Origin of the sequence: Pseudomonas sp. OA65 (assembly GCF_017498305.1) — a bacterium.
In the GTDB taxonomy this organism is placed as follows: Bacteria; Pseudomonadota; Gammaproteobacteria; order Pseudomonadales; family Pseudomonadaceae; genus Aquipseudomonas; species Aquipseudomonas zanjanensis.
Map to the genome: position 1 here is coordinate 194,185 of NZ_JAGDEZ010000008.1, position 14,536 is coordinate 208,720.

At 61.9% G+C, this 14,536-nt stretch carries 14 protein-coding genes; 10 read left to right on the forward strand and 4 right to left on the reverse strand.

Annotation, left to right across the window (positions count from 1 at the left end):
- Positions 1-48: 48 nt before the first annotated feature.
- From J3361_RS09685 to J3361_RS09695, 3 genes are read left to right on the forward strand one after another with little or no spacing between them, the layout of a single operon-like run.
- Positions 49-1,653, forward strand: coding sequence for a carboxyl transferase domain-containing protein (locus tag J3361_RS09685; protein WP_207964156.1), 1,605 nt, complete (start codon positions 49-51; stop codon positions 1,651-1,653).
- Between the two features lie 12 nt (positions 1,654-1,665).
- Positions 1,666-2,484, forward strand: a complete 819-nt coding sequence (locus J3361_RS09690; RefSeq protein WP_207964157.1) for a gamma-carboxygeranoyl-CoA hydratase — start codon at positions 1,666-1,668, stop codon at positions 2,482-2,484.
- Complete coding sequence (locus tag J3361_RS09695; protein WP_207964158.1) at positions 2,481-4,430, forward strand: acetyl/propionyl/methylcrotonyl-CoA carboxylase subunit alpha; 1,950 nt, start codon at positions 2,481-2,483, stop codon at positions 4,428-4,430. Before J3361_RS09690 ends, J3361_RS09695 begins: the two co-directional genes overlap by 4 nt.
- 29 nt (positions 4,431-4,459) lie before the next feature.
- Here the strand turns inward: J3361_RS09695 and J3361_RS09700 are convergent, their stop codons facing one another.
- The gene (locus J3361_RS09700) at positions 4,460-5,107 is read right to left on the reverse strand and encodes a S24 family peptidase (RefSeq protein WP_207964159.1); all 648 of its coding nucleotides are present in this window, start codon (positions 5,105-5,107) and stop codon (positions 4,460-4,462) included.
- A 130-nt stretch (positions 5,108-5,237) separates the two neighbouring features.
- On the opposite strand from J3361_RS09700, the gene J3361_RS09705 reads away from it, so the two are divergent.
- Together J3361_RS09705 and J3361_RS09710 are read left to right on the forward strand one after the other, a co-directional pair.
- Positions 5,238-5,579 carry a DUF3077 domain-containing protein gene (locus tag J3361_RS09705; RefSeq protein ID WP_207964160.1) on the forward strand — a complete coding sequence of 114 codons (342 nt, stop codon included), beginning with the start codon at positions 5,238-5,240 and terminating at the stop codon, positions 5,577-5,579.
- 492 nt (positions 5,580-6,071) lie between these two features.
- Entirely contained in the window at positions 6,072-7,223 is a 1,152-nt protein-coding gene (locus J3361_RS09710) for a M14-type cytosolic carboxypeptidase (RefSeq protein WP_207964161.1), read from the forward strand.
- A gap of 77 nt (positions 7,224-7,300) precedes the next feature.
- Here J3361_RS09710 and J3361_RS09715 read toward each other — a convergent pair whose 3' ends face one another.
- Positions 7,301-7,837 (reverse strand): cytochrome b, encoded by a 537-nt coding sequence (locus J3361_RS09715; RefSeq protein WP_207964162.1) that lies wholly within the window; start codon positions 7,835-7,837, stop codon positions 7,301-7,303.
- The gene (locus J3361_RS09720) at positions 7,834-8,916 is read right to left on the reverse strand and encodes a catalase family peroxidase (protein WP_207964163.1); all 1,083 of its coding nucleotides are present in this window, start codon (positions 8,914-8,916) and stop codon (positions 7,834-7,836) included. Before J3361_RS09720 ends, J3361_RS09715 begins: the two co-directional genes overlap by 4 nt.
- A 168-nt stretch (positions 8,917-9,084) precedes the next feature.
- Between J3361_RS09720 and J3361_RS09725 the strand changes: the two genes are divergently transcribed.
- Both J3361_RS09725 and J3361_RS09730 read left to right on the forward strand, forming a co-directional pair.
- Positions 9,085-9,591 (forward strand): sigma-70 family RNA polymerase sigma factor, encoded by a 507-nt coding sequence (locus J3361_RS09725; RefSeq protein WP_060738305.1) that lies wholly within the window; start codon positions 9,085-9,087, stop codon positions 9,589-9,591.
- Positions 9,588-10,340 (forward strand): anti-sigma factor, encoded by a 753-nt coding sequence (locus J3361_RS09730; RefSeq protein WP_207964164.1) that lies wholly within the window; start codon positions 9,588-9,590, stop codon positions 10,338-10,340. The genes J3361_RS09725 and J3361_RS09730 overlap by 4 nt, the downstream gene beginning before the upstream one ends.
- A gap of 412 nt (positions 10,341-10,752) precedes the next feature.
- Here J3361_RS09730 and J3361_RS09735 read toward each other — a convergent pair whose 3' ends face one another.
- On the reverse strand, positions 10,753-11,589 hold the full coding sequence (locus tag J3361_RS09735) for an IclR family transcriptional regulator (RefSeq protein ID WP_207964165.1): 837 nt from the start codon (positions 11,587-11,589) through the stop codon (positions 10,753-10,755).
- A gap of 247 nt (positions 11,590-11,836) precedes the next feature.
- On the opposite strand from J3361_RS09735, the gene J3361_RS09740 reads away from it, so the two are divergent.
- The 3 genes from J3361_RS09740 to J3361_RS09750 are packed head-to-tail and all read left to right on the forward strand — an operon-like array spanning position 11,837 to position 14,529.
- Positions 11,837-12,862, forward strand: coding sequence for an ABC transporter ATP-binding protein (locus J3361_RS09740; RefSeq protein WP_207964167.1), 1,026 nt, complete (start codon positions 11,837-11,839; stop codon positions 12,860-12,862).
- The gene (locus J3361_RS09745) at positions 12,859-13,728 is read left to right on the forward strand and encodes an ABC transporter permease (protein ID WP_207964169.1); all 870 of its coding nucleotides are present in this window, start codon (positions 12,859-12,861) and stop codon (positions 13,726-13,728) included. Before J3361_RS09740 ends, J3361_RS09745 begins: the two co-directional genes overlap by 4 nt.
- Positions 13,729-13,734: 6 nt before the next feature.
- On the forward strand, positions 13,735-14,529 hold the full coding sequence (locus J3361_RS09750) for an ABC transporter permease (protein ID WP_207964171.1): 795 nt from the start codon (positions 13,735-13,737) through the stop codon (positions 14,527-14,529).
- The last annotated feature ends 7 nt before the right edge of the window (positions 14,530-14,536 follow it).

Here is a 14,536-nt window from a genome sequence, read left to right on the forward strand (position 1 = left end):
CTGGCTTGCAGCTTGTGACTTGAAGCTAACAGCTGCTACGGAGTAGCCATGATTCTGCACACTCAGCTCAACCCGCGTTCGCCGGAATTCATCGCCAACCGCGATGCGATGCTCGGGCACGTCGAAGCCCTGCGCACCCTGCTCGCGCACATTCGCCAGGGCGGCGGACCCAAGGCTCAGGAACGGCATACCTCGCGGGGCAAGTTGCTGCCCCGTGAGCGCATCAACCGACTGCTGGATCCGGGCTCGCCGTTCCTGGAGATCAGTCCATTGGCCGCCTACGAAGTCTATGGCGAAGACGTGCCGGCGGCCGGCGTGATTGCCGGCATCGGCCGTGTGGAAGGCGTCGAATGCATGATTGTCGCCAACGACGCGACGGTCAAAGGTGGCTCCTACTATCCGTTGACGGTGAAAAAACACCTGCGCGCCCAGACCATCGCCCAGCAGAATCGCCTGCCATGCATTTACCTGGTGGATTCCGGCGGCGCCAACCTGCCGCGCCAGGATGAAGTGTTTCCGGACCGCGAGCACTTCGGCCGGATCTTCTTCAACCAGGCCAACATGAGTGCCCTGGGTATCCCGCAGATTGCCGTGGTCATGGGCTCCTGCACTGCCGGTGGCGCCTATGTGCCGGCCATGGCGGACGAGGCGATCATGGTCCGCCAGCAAGCGACGATTTTCCTCGCCGGCCCACCCTTGGTAAAAGCCGCCACCGGTGAAGTGGTCAGCGCCGAAGACTTGGGCGGCGCCGATGTGCACTGCAAGATTTCCGGCGTGGCGGATCACTATGCCGACAGCGACGAACATGCCCTGGCCCTGGCCCGGCGCAGCGTGGCCAACCTGAATTGGCGCAAACTCGGTGAACTGCAGCAACGCCAGCCCATCGCCCCGTTGTATGCCGGCGATGAGCTGTACGGCGTGGTATCGGCCGACGCCAAGCAGCCGTTCGATGTGCGGGAAGTGATCGCGCGCCTGGTGGACGGTTCGGTATTCGATGAGTTCAAGGCGTTGTTCGGCACCACGCTGGTGTGCGGCTTTGCCCATTTGCATGGTTACCCGGTCGCGATCCTGGCCAACAACGGCATCCTCTTCGCCGAGGCCGCGCAGAAAGGCGCGCACTTCATCGAACTGGCCTGTCAGCGCGGGATCCCGTTGCTGTTCCTGCAAAACATCACCGGTTTCATGGTCGGGCAGAAATACGAAGCCGGCGGCATCGCCAAGCACGGCGCAAAACTGGTGACCGCGGTGGCCTGCGCCAAGGTGCCGAAATTCACCGTGATCATCGGCGGCAGTTTCGGCGCGGGTAACTACGGCATGTGCGGCCGCGCCTATGACCCGCGGTTCCTGTGGATGTGGCCGAACGCGCGGATTGGCGTGATGGGCGCCGAGCAAGCGGCCGGCGTACTGGTGCAGGTCAAGCGTGAACAGGCCGAACGCAGCGGCCACCCTTTCAGCGCCGAGCAGGAAGCCGAGATCAAGCAACCGATCCTCGATCAGTACGAAGAACAGGGCCACCCCTATTATTCCAGCGCACGGCTGTGGGACGACGGCGTCATCGACCCGGCCCAGACCCGCGATGTGCTGGGCCTGGCCTTGTCCGCGTCACTGAACGCGCCTATCGAACCGAGCCGCTTCGGCGTGTTCCGGATGTAACGGGGAATGACCATGGAAAACTTCAACACCCTCGAACTGCACACCGACCCGCGGGGCGTTGCCACCCTGTGGCTCAGCCGCGAGTCGAAAAACAACGCGTTCAACGCCGAAATGATCCGCGAATTGATTCTCGCCCTGGACCATGTCAGCAGCGACCCCAACCTGCGCTTCCTGCTGATCCGCGGTCGCGGCAAGCATTTCAGCGCCGGCGCCGACCTGGCCTGGATGCAGCAATCGGCCGAACTCGACTACCACACCAATCTCGATGACGCCCGGGAACTGGCAGAGCTGATGTACAACCTCGCCAAACTGAAGATTCCTACGCTGGCTGTCGTTCAGGGTGCGGCGTTCGGTGGCGCGCTGGGGCTTATCAGTGCCTGTGACATGGCCATTGGCGCCAATGAAGCACAGTTTTGCCTGTCGGAAGTGCGCATTGGCCTGGCCCCGGCGGTGATCAGTCCGTTCGTGGTGCAAGCCATCGGTGAGCGGGCGGCGCGTCGTTATGCGCTGACAGCAGAACGCTTCGACGGGCAACGTGCGAAAGAAATCGGTTTGCTGTCGGAAAGTTACCCAGCCGAGACCCTGGACCAGCAGGTCGAACAATGGATCGACAACCTGTTGCTCAACAGCCCGGCGGCGATGCGCGCCAGCAAGGAGTTGCTGCGTGAAGTCGGTAACGGCGCCCTGACCCCGGCACTGCGACGCTATACCGAAAACGCCATCGCCCGCATCCGCGTCAGCCCGGAGGGCCAGGAAGGCCTGCGGGCCTTTCTGCAAAAGCGTGCGCCGAACTGGCAAGCCGAATCGAATAACAAGGAGTCGCGTCGATGAACGCCCCTGCCCTCACCACGTTGCTGGTGGCCAACCGCGGCGAAATCGCTTGCCGCGTGATGCGCACCGCCAAGGCCATGGGCCTGACCACCGTTGCCGTCCACAGCGCCACCGACCGTGATGCCCGCCACAGCCGTGAAGCCGACATTCGCGTCGACCTGGGCGGCAGCAAAGCTGCCGACAGTTACCTGCAAATCGACAAATTGATCGCCGCAGCGAAAGCCAGCGGCGCCCAAGCCATCCACCCCGGTTATGGCTTCCTGTCCGAGAACGCCGGGTTCGCCCGGGCGATTGAAAGCGCCGGGCTGATCTTCCTCGGTCCACCGGCCTCGGCCATCGACGCCATGGGCAGCAAATCGGCGGCCAAGACCTTGATGGAGACCGCCGGAGTGCCGCTGGTGCCCGGCTATCACGGCGAATCCCAGGACCTGGAGACCTTTCGCGACGCCGCCGAGCGCATCGGCTACCCGGTATTGCTCAAGGCCACCGCCGGCGGTGGCGGCAAGGGCATGAAAGTCGTCGAGGACGTCAACCAACTGGCCGAAGCCCTGGCCTCGGCCCAGCGCGAAGCGCTGTCCTCGTTTGGCGACTCACGGATGCTGGTGGAAAAATACCTGCTCAAGCCACGCCATGTGGAAATCCAGGTATTTGCCGACCAACATGGCAACTGCCTGTACCTCAATGAGCGCGATTGTTCGATCCAGCGCCGCCACCAGAAAGTCGTGGAAGAAGCCCCCGCGCCCGGCCTGACCCCGCAACTGCGCCGGGCCATGGGTGAAGCCGCCGTGCGCGCGGCCCAGGCAATCGGTTATGTCGGGGCCGGTACGGTGGAGTTCCTGCTGGATGCGCGGGGCGAGTTTTTCTTCATGGAGATGAACACCCGCTTACAGGTTGAGCACCCGGTCACCGAAGCGATTACCGGACTGGACCTGGTAGCCTGGCAGATCCGCGTGGCCCAAGGCGAGCCATTGCCGCTCACTCAGGCGCAAGTGCCGTTGCGTGGCCACGCCATCGAAGTGCGGTTGTATGCCGAAGACCCGGTCAACGACTTCCTGCCCGCCACCGGGCGGCTGGGGTTGTATCGCGAATCGGCCGACGGGCCGGGGCGGCGTGTCGACAGCGGGGTTGAAGAAGGCGATGAAATCTCGCCGTTCTATGACCCGATGCTCGGCAAATTGATCGCCTGGGGGGAAGACCGGGAGCAGGCGCGCTTGCGGCTATTGAGCATGCTCGACGAATTTGCCATTGGCGGACTGAAGACCAACATCGGCTTTCTGCGACGGATCATCGCCCATCCTGCCTTCGCAACGGCAGAACTGGACACCGGATTCATCCCACGTTACCAGACGCAATTACTGCCAGAGCCCGGCGAATTGGATGACGCGTTCTGGTTCGCCGCCGCCCAAGGGTTCGCGTTGAGCCTGAACCCGCGTGTACGCGGCGATGATGCCGACTCACCCTGGGCCAGCACCACCGGGTTGCGTCTGGGGCTGCCCAGGGAAACCACCTTGCACCTGAGCTGCGAAGGCCAGGATCGCGCGCTGACGCTGGACGTCACATCCGGTCGCGCGGAACTCAAGGGTGAGCAACTGATCATCGAACACCACGGCCTGCGTCGCATCCATCGGGCCATTCGCCAGGGCGACAGCCTGTATCTGCAATGGGAAGGTGACCTGCACCGGATCGACCTGTACGACCCGCTGGCCGCCGCCGAAGCCAGCCACAGCCATCAAGGCGGCCTGGTGGCGCCCATGAATGGCAGCATCGTGCGGGTTCTGGTGAATGTCGGCCAGACAGTGGAGGCCGGGGCTCAACTGGTCGTGCTGGAGGCCATGAAAATGGAGCACAGCATTCGTGCGCCCCAGGCTGGCGTGATCAAGGCGCTGTACTGCCAGGAAGGTGAAATGATCAGCGAAGGCAGCGCCCTGGTGGCGTTCGAAGAATAGGCATCGGCCCGCTCCCAGGGCCGATCCAGTCAGAACCTGATGGTGGCCTGCACCACCACACCGATAATGCGGCATTGCTCGGTGTACAGGTTTTTCGGGTAAGTCGGATTGAGCGGAACCAGGTAACGCTGCCCGCTCTCTTCGATCAATTTGCGAAAGGTCGCGTCACTGCTACCGGGCAGGCAAGCGACCACCAATTTGCCAGGCACCGCCTCGATGGCCGGGTCCACCAGGATCGACATGCCTTCGGGAATGCTCAACCCGTTGGGTGCGGTCATCGCATCGCCCACCACCACCAGCCAGAATGCATCGCCCAGGGCGTGGTAGTCCGTCAGTTCGTAGCGCGCCTGGCTGTAGGCGCCAGGATCACCTTCACGAATTTCGCCCACCTCGTGCCACTCACTGACCGGGTAACGGAAGTACGGGTTGTACTTCTGCGCCAAGGCCATGCCTTCTTCGGTGGAGGTGTCCGGCTCGCGGATCACCATCGCCACTTCCAGAAACTCCAGCCCCAGCTCCCGCAGGACCCGGTTCATGTCTCCGACACTGGGCTGCCGGCGTTTGGTCAGCCAATGGCCGACGCCGCCCTGGGACATGCCCAACCGCTCTGCGAGCACCACTTGCGTGATGTGCAGCTCCTTCATCTTGGCCTTGACCAACTCTATCCATTTATCCATGTGCGGCACGATACGTGGGTGACCCCGACCCTCAAAACACAAATTGTAGTATTTAAATTGTCGTCACAATTACGTTACGTACTATTCTGGATCCAGGAGTTCAGCCCCACACACGGAGATTTTCATCGCCATGGATACATCCAATACAGACCAGCCCAGCAGCCCTTTCGATGGCACATTCCCTTCACTTCAGGATTGCCCCGCAGCCAAACGCGCCCTCGACTACTACTTGAAACCAAGTGTTTCACCAGCCCAGACAGAACATCGCTTCTTCGAGGTCAACCGCAGCGTCAGCGCGGAAGACGCCCTTGTCCACGCCTGCGACCTACTGCGCTGCGCTGCGGCGACCGCCCAGGAGTCGGCCAGCCAGTTGGATGGTTCGAGTCGTGACCTGGCATTTTCAGTGGTACACATGATTGATCTGGCCAAGGTAATGCTTGACCGATCCCTGGATGGTTACCCTACTCGCTAGCGATAACACTTGGGAATGTCGTTGCGAATGCGAACGACGAGAAATAATTACCAATCGATGCGATCAAATCATTTGACTTCCAAATGATAATGATTATTATTGCATCAGCTGGTCGCGAGATCAGTCGATAGACCAGAAGACCTTGGTCGGACTTCTGGAATATCTCCTCATCAGGCTAATCACGGTTTTTGACCCGGCTTTTTGCCGGGTCTTTTTTTGCCGATTTTTCGGCTTATGTCTTCAGGCTAATGAAGTCTTTCAGGGTGCTGCCAATTCGATGGCGGCGATCATAACAAATGAATATCTGTTTACAAGAGTCCCCTCGCCACGCAGGCAAAAACTATCGACAGCCAGCACTTGAGAATCAATTGCAGACTCTCTAAGCTGGCTTCGCGTCCAGGGAGGACGCCCCCTCCTTCTACCTGATGTAAATCGTCGGTTTCGCCTTTCTTGCGTGTAAAGTAACGGCCATGTGAATCCTTTCCAGGAACCGTGACCGTGGCTAAATCTTCCTTTGGTATCAGTGCCAATTTCGACAGCGGCAACATCGAGGTCGTCGACATCAGCAACCCGTTGCAGTCGTTGCTCAAGATCAGGCCCGACACCCGCAGCGCCCATTTCCAGTGGTTCCATTTCAAGGCCAGCGGCTTGCACGTCGGCCAGGAATATTCCTTCCGCCTGCTCAACGCCAGCCAATCGTCCTATAACAAGGCCTGGACGGGCTACCAGACCGTTGCCTCCTACGATCACGTCAATTGGTTTCGCATCCCAACCCAGTTTGAAGGCGACGCCCTGCGCTTTCACCTGGAGGCCGAGCAGCCCCACGCCTGGTTCGCCTACTTCGAACCCTACAGCCGTGGCCGTCATGACTGGCTGATCGAGCAAGCACAGCACAAGGCCGGCACCGAGCTATTGGCGGTCGGTAAAAGCGTCGAAGGCCGGGACATTCAACTGCTACGCAAGGGCAACGGCGCCGAAGGCCGGCGCAAAGTCTGGATCATCGCCCAGCAGCACCCCGGCGAGCACATGGCCGAATGGTTCATGGAAGGCGTGATCGAACGCCTCCAACAGCATGACGATGCGCAACTGAACCGATTGCTCGCCAAGGCCGATCTGTACTTGGTGCCGAACATGAATCCGGACGGCGCTTTCCATGGTCATCTGCGGACCAACGCCATGGGCCAGGACCTCAACCGTGCCTGGCAGAACGCCAGTCCGGAAATCAGCCCCGAGGTCTTTTTCGTCCAGCAGCAAATGGAAAAGTACGGCGTCGATCTGTTTCTCGATGCACACGGCGATGAGGAAATCCCCCACGTCTTCACCGCCGGTTGTGAAGGTAACCCGGGCTACACGCCACGCATCGCCGAGCTCGAAGAGCGCTTCCGCAGCCAGCTCAAGCACCAGACCAAAGACTTCCAGACCGCTCACGGCTACACCCGCGACGAACCGGGCCAGGCCAACATGACCCTGGCCTGTAACGCAGTCGGGCAGAAATATGACTGCCTGTCCCTGACCCTGGAAATGCCATTCAAGGACCACAACGACCACCCGAACCCGATCACCGGTTGGTCCGGCAAACGCTCGATGCAACTGGGCAAGGATGTGTTGAGCACAATCGAGGCCATGGTTGACGAGTTGCGCTGAGCCAACGACCTGATCCCCGCTGTCCAAGGTGCCCCTGGGTGGGAACAATGTGGGAGCAAGCTTTGCTCCCACAATCATCAGCCCTTGCCACGCAACATACTGTCCAACACCTCATCCCGGCGCACCCACGCGTGAAACAGCGCCGCCGCCAAATGCACCAGCACGGTCACGAACAACAAATAAGCCAGGTACCCGTGGGCCTTGCGCAGCAGCGCGAACGTCTGGGCGTGCGCAGGCAGGATCGAAGGTAGTTGCAACGAGTCGCTGAGCATCACCGGATCCCCCGCCGCCGAAATCATGCCCCAGCCCAACAGCGGCAGAATCAGCATCAAGGCGTACAACAACACATGGGAGGCGTTTGCCGCCAGCACTTGCCAGCCCGGCAGATCGGCCGGCAGCGGCGGTTGACGAGTGGTAAAGCGCACCAGCAGACGGACGATTACCAGCAGCAAAATCGCGATGCCCAATGGCTTGTGCAATTGCAGCAGCCATTCATGGCGTTCGGACACCGAGGCGACCATGCCCGCGCCGATAAACAACATGCCGATGATCATCAATGCCATCAGCCAGTGCAGCAACCGCGCCAGCGGTGCGAAGTGACGAGGGGCGCTCATGGGCGGGACTCCTGGGTGGCGGGCAATTGGTTCACTTCGCTGGTACGGCGCAGGTAGGAACTGGCATAGGCGGCGGAACGTGCGACCAGCAACGGATCGTCAGAACCTTCGATTCCTTGGGGCAGGATCAGCGGGTCATAGTTGATGTCGCGGCATTCGCCGTTGTCCTGGGCCTGGGTGCGCTCCAGCACCAGCGTGCCGGCATTGAGCACCTTGCGGTCAGCGGGCCAAGCCTTGCTGGCGTCGTTCACCGGATCCCCCGGGTTGGCCAGGGTGATGTTCAGTTGCCAGCGCAACGGCCCGGCGGCGAGACGCTTCGCCAAGTCTTGTTCGAGGAAGTCGGCGCCCTGGGGCGGCGTCGCATCGGCGGCGTCCTGGCTCAGCGGCACCACGCCCCAGCGCACGGCCTGGCGCTGTCCGGCGGGGTTGACCAGATAGAACGCGTTAATGCCGTTGTAGGTTTCGGTGGCATAGCTGGCCGACGGCTTGGCGGTCTTGATCCATTGCAGGAACGGCATCGCTTCGGGGTGCGCGGCAAAGAACGCCGGCACGGCCGCAGGGTTCGGTTTTCCTGTGGCGGGGTCTGGCGATTGGGCTTGCTGGAATTGGTAGAACGCTTCGACCGTGCCCACTGGAAACACCGGCATGCTGTTCATGCCGGTGCGCCATTGTTGGCCGTTGGCCTGGGTAAAACGCAGTGCCAGGCTGCGAATCGGCACACTGCCGTCCGGTGCATAAGGATTACCGCTGGGCAACGCGAAACGCCCCACCACTGGCGTTTGCGGCTGTGAGAACACTTGGGCGCTGGAATAGGCGCTGGCCTCGCCCGTGCTTTGGAAATAACCTGCGACGCAGACACCTTTGGAGTGGTTGCGTCGAAAGCCCGGGTGAACACCGTTGTTTTTTTCCAGGACATTGACCAATGCCTGGGGTGTCAGCCGCTGCGGGTCGAGGCTGCCATTGACGTAGGCAAATGCCCCGGCCAGCGCGGCAACAATCACGGCGATGCCGCTCAAACGCAGGGTCAGGGCGGCGGTACTCAAGGATGGCCGGCTCGACGAGGGTGAAGGATCAACCATGAGAAAGCTCCAGGGCGCGAGGCCGTTCGTTGGAAAGGACCCGTCAGACGAAGGCCCGCCAGGTTTATTCCCACGCCTCGTATTTATTTTTCCTGCACTGGAATAATCTCGTTCGCGGGGCGTCTTTCCAGTCCCGGCGCAGTGACTGCCCACAGAAGCCACACTTTCATGAACGCACTCGACGAACAGTTGCGCGAACTCATCCCCAGGCTACGGCGTTTTGCCGTGTCGCTGACGCGCAATCCGAGCAACGCCGACGACCTGGTGCAGATGTGCCTGGAACGGGCGTTGTCCAAATGGAACGACAAGCGCCCGGACGGCGATCTGCGGGCCTGGCTGTTTTCGATCCTGTATCGGCAGTTTCTCGACGGCCATCGGCGCTCACGGCGCTATGCACGCATGCTGGAGTTCTTCACCGGCCGCGACGATGCCCACCCTTCGGCCGAGCGCAGCGTGATCGCGCAATCGTCCCTGCAAGCCTTCGATCAGCTCACGACGGAACAACGCGCGCTATTGCTCTGGGTGTCGGTGGAAGGCTTGAGTTACCAGCAAGTCGCCGACATCCTCGGCGTGCCGACCGGCACGGTGATGTCGCGCCTGTCCCGCGCCCGCCAGGCGCTGCGCCAACTCAGCGATGGCGAAATCACCCGCCCCACCCTGCGGATACTCAAATGATCAGCATGCCCCCCAGCGACAGCGACCTGCACGCCTACGTCGATCGCCAACTGAGCGAGGCCGACCAACGTCTGGTTGAAACCTACCTGGCCAACCAGCCTGAAGTCGCCGCCCGGGTCCGCGCCTGGCAACAGGACGCGCAGCACCTGCGCACGGCCCTGAGCGGGGCCTTGCAACAGCCATCCAACCCGGACCTCGACCCGGCCATGATTCGCCAGCGCCTGAAACATCGCTCCCGCCGCCACCTGGCCAACGCCGCGGTGTTGCTGCTGGCCGTCAGCGTGGGCGGCTTCGGTGGCTGGCAGGCGCGGCAGATAACCCTGTTCAGCGCCGCGGCGCCCATGGCCGATGCCCTGCAGGCGTACCGGTTGATTGCTCAGCAGGGCATCCTCCCAGCCGACTACCAGAGCGGCGACGAACAGCACATGCAAGATTGGCTCGACCGTTACTTCACCCAGGCCGACCGGCTGCCCGACCTGTCCAGCGCCGGGTTCAAGCCGGTCAGCGGGCGCTTGCTCAGCACCGAGCAAGGCGCGGCGGCGATGGTGGTCTATCAGGATCCGAGCGGTCAGAAGATCAGCTTCTACGTGCGCCCTCCCGGCCCGAAGAATTTCCTGCTGCCCCGGGGCAGTCGCCGCGATGGCGAGCTGCAGGCCGAGTACTGGTCCGGGCCCGGCTACAACTATGCGATGGTCATACCGAGTGATACGCCGACGACGCAGCGGCTGAAGCAGACCCTGAATTTCTGAGCCCCCTGGCCAATGGGAAATCTCTGTGGGAGCGGGCTTGCTCGCGAAGACGGTGTGTCAGGCGACATCACCTCGGCAGATACACCGCCTTCGCGAGCAAGCCCGCTCCCACAAGTAAACAGCGGCGTGCACAAAATCCACGTCCATCACACATCCAATGTGGGAGCGAGCCTGCTCGCGATGGCGGTAGTTCAATTAAAGATGATGTCGACTGTCACACCGCTATCGCGAGCAGGCTCGCTCCCACAAGTAAACAGCGGCGTGCACAAAATCCACGTCCATCACACATCCAATGTGGGAGCGAGCCTGCTCGCGATGGCGGTAGTTCAATTAAAGATGATGTCGACTGTCACACCGCTATCGCGAGCAGGCTCGCTCCCACAGGGAACGTCAACTGCTCTTGAGTGTGTATTCACCCCTGCCCAAACACCTGCGAAGGCCTTCGCAGCAACGGGTCGAACGGGTTGATCCGCGGTCCGATCAGGGCGGCTTCGCGCTTGAGCATGTCCACCACCGTCGGCAGACGATCGGGCCCCAGGCGGTCGCTCACAGTGGCCACGCTCAAGGCAGCCACGGCCCGTCCATCACGGTCGAGAATCGGCACGGCTACGCCGGCCATGCCCTGCAATACACCCGTGTTACGTCCGGCGTAGCCCAGCGCGCGCACGTTCTCCACTTCCGTGCGCAGGAAAACTTCGTCGTACAAATGGAAATCCTTGAGCCGCGGTAAGTTGTATTGAATCACTGTGTCGCGCTCCTCTTCCGGCAGGAACGCCAGGATCGCCAGGCTGCCCTGCCCCACGCCCAACGCCACGCGACCACCGATGTCGCCGGTGAACGTGCGGATCGGAAACGGCCCCTCGCTGCGGTCCAGGCAGATGGCATCGAAACCACTGCGGGCGAGCAAAAACAGCGAGTCCCCCAAGGACGCCGACAACCGCAGCATGGCCGGGCGCACCAGCTCGCGCAGGTTGCCGGTGTTGCCGGCCCGCGCTGCCAGGGCGAAAAAATCCAAGCTCAGGCGATAGCGTTTGCTGCGCGCGTCCTGCTCGACCATGCCCTCGTCCATCAGGCTGCGCAGCAAGCGATGCGTGGTGGGCTGGGACAGGCCTATGCGCTGGGCCAGTTGCGTCACCCGCTCGCCGCCTTCCACCGTGTCGCCCAAGCTGCGCAACACGGCAAACAGCCTGGGGACTGCGCCGACACCGACTTCGCCCTTTTCACTATTCCGATCAGTGGAATCAGTCATCTAATTTCTCATTATTAAATTTACTCACCGAATGAAACTGAAAATAGTCTTCGCTTCAGTGAAATAGTCCATTGAGCCCATCCTATTCTTCGTCCTACTCTTCGTCCAGACAGGGGCGATTCGAACAACAGCGGCAGCCGACTCGAGGTCGAGCGCCAACGCACCCCAGCAGCACCCTTTCGTATCTGCCCATACAAAAAAGCGCGCCCTTGCGGCGACGCATAACAATCCCAGGTGGAGCGCAGCGATGGCTTTTTTGCAACTTGAAGGGCTTGGCAAACGTTACGGCGACATCGACGCCGTGGTCGCCACCCATCTGTCGGTGGAAAAAGGCGAGTTCGTCTCGCTACTGGGACCTTCCGGCTGCGGCAAGACCACGACCTTGCAGATGATCGCCGGCTTCGTCGAAGCCAGCAGCGGGCGCATCCTGCTGGACGGTCGCGACATCACCCATGCCAAGCCGGCCAGCCGTGGCCTGGGCGTGGTGTTCCAAAGCTACGCGCTGTTTCCCCACATGACCGTCAAGGACAATGTCGCCTTCGGCCTGCGCATGCGCAAAGTGGCCAACGCCGAGTTGCAACAACGGGTGGACCGGGTGTTGAAACTGGTCCGCCTGGACCGTCACGCCGAGCGTTACCCACGCGAACTCTCGGGTGGCCAGCGCCAACGCGTGGCACTGGCCCGGGCGCTGGTGATCGAACCGCCAGTGCTGTTGCTCGACGAGCCGCTGTCCAACCTCGACGCCAATTTGCGCGAAGAGATGCAGTATGAAATCCGCCGCATCCAGCGCGAAGTCGGCATCACCACGCTGATGGTGACGCACGACCAATCCGAGGCCCTGTCGATCAGTGACCGGGTCGTGGTGATGCAGGCCGGGCGCATCACCCAGATCGACGCGCCGTACACCCTCTACGAACACCCGCGCACCGAATTCATTTCAGGCTTCGTCGGCAAAGCCAACCTGCTGCCCGGCACGCGAGACAGTGCGGGCGTCGTTCAAGCCTGCAGCCAGGGCAATGGCGAGCTGACGCTAAGCCTGCGCCCGGAAAAAATCGACCTGTGCGACGCCGGTTCTGGGCGATTGCAAGGCACCCTCGTGAGCCGCTTCTTCCTTGGCAGCCAATGGCTGTACGGCGTTTCGACCAGCCTGGGTGAACTCTGCGTGGTGCGCCGCAACGACGGTTCCGCGCCCCTGGCCGAAGGTACGGCGGTGGGCCTGGATTGGGATCCGGCACTGCTGCGGGTACTGAGCGCGGACGAGGTGCCGGCATGAAGCTGATCGATGCGATGCGTCGCGGCCGACAAGGCTATCTGATGTCCGCGCCGGCCCTGGCTTTGTACCTCGGCTTGCTGGTCATTCCCCTGGGCCTGACCGTGATCCTATCGTTCAACGTCTTCGACTACAGCTCGGGCATCAACGGCGACGCCTACACCTTCGAGCACTACACCAGTCTGTTGGGCGATCCGTACTTCTACGAGATCTTTTTGCGCACGTTCTGGATCAGTGCCCTGACCACCCTCCTGTGCGTGCTGATCGGCGTGCCCGAGGCGTACATTCTCAGCCGCATGGGCGCACCGTGGCGCTCGATTTTCCTGATCCTGATCCTCACGCCGTTGCTGATTTCCGTGGTGGTGCGGGCGTTCGGCTGGAGCCTCTTGCTCGGTGCCGACGGCCTGGTCAACCAGGCCCTGCAAGCCTTCGGCGGGGCGCCGATGAAGCTGCTCTATACGCCATTCGCCGTGGTCATCGCCCTGGTCCATGTGATGTTGCCGTTCATGATCATTCCGGTCTGGACCTCGCTGCAGAAACTCGACCCGGCCGCCGAGCAGGCCGCGCTGTCCCTGGGGGCGAGCCAGTTCACGGTGATCCGCAAAGTGGTGCTGCCCCAGATCATGCCCGGCGTGCTGTCCGGCACGCTGATTGTGTTCGGCCTCGCCGCCAGTTCCTTCGCGATTCCCGGCCTGCTCGGCGGACGGCGCTTGAAGATGGTCGCCACGTTGATCTACGACCAGTACCTGTCGGAGCTGAACTGGCCGATGGGCGCGGCCATTGCCGTCGCGCTGCTGCTGCTCAACCTGCTGATCATGCTGTCGTGGAACCGGATGATCGAAGGCCGCTACAAGAAGTCATTGGGGTAATGGGTCATGTCTAGAAACGGTCCTTTCGCGCTGCTGTTCCACGCCCTGGTGGTGGTCTTCATGCTCGCACCGCTGGTGGTGGTCTGCCTCGTCGCCTTCACCCCGGAAAATACCCTGAGCCTGCCGACCAGCGAGTTTTCCCTGCGTTGGTTTCGCGCGGTGTTCGAGCGGGCGGATTTTGTCGACGCGTTCTACAACAGCCTGGTGCTGGCGTTCTGCGCAGCCTCGCTGGCGACGTTGGTCGCGGTGCCGGCAGCCCTGGCGATCACCCGGCTCGAGTTTCCGGGGCGGGACTTCTTCAACGGACTGTTCCTGTCGCCGATCATCATTCCGCACCTGGTGCTCGGGGTGGCGCTGCTGCGTTTGTTTGCGCTGATGGGCGTGAACGGCAGCTTCGCCTGGCTGATCTTCGCCCATGTGCTGGTGATCACGCCGTATGTGCTGCGCCTGGTGCTGGCCTCGGCCATCGGCCTGGACCGCAGCGCCGAACAGGCGGCGCAATCGCTGGGCGCCGGGCGCTTCACGCTGTTCCGGCAAATCACCTTGCCAATGATCCTGCCGGGAGTGGCCGGGGGCTGGCTGCTGGCGTTCATCAACAGTTTCGATGAGGTCACACTGTCGATTTTCGTCACCTCGCCGGCCACGCAAACCTTGCCGGTGCGCATGTACGTGTACGCCACCGAATCCATCGACCCGATGATGGCGGCGGTGTCGGCGCTGGTCATCGGGCTCACCGCGCTGACCATGATTCTGCTCGACCGGGTTTATGGCCTGGATCGGGTCCTGGTAGGCAAACAATGAGGGTGTC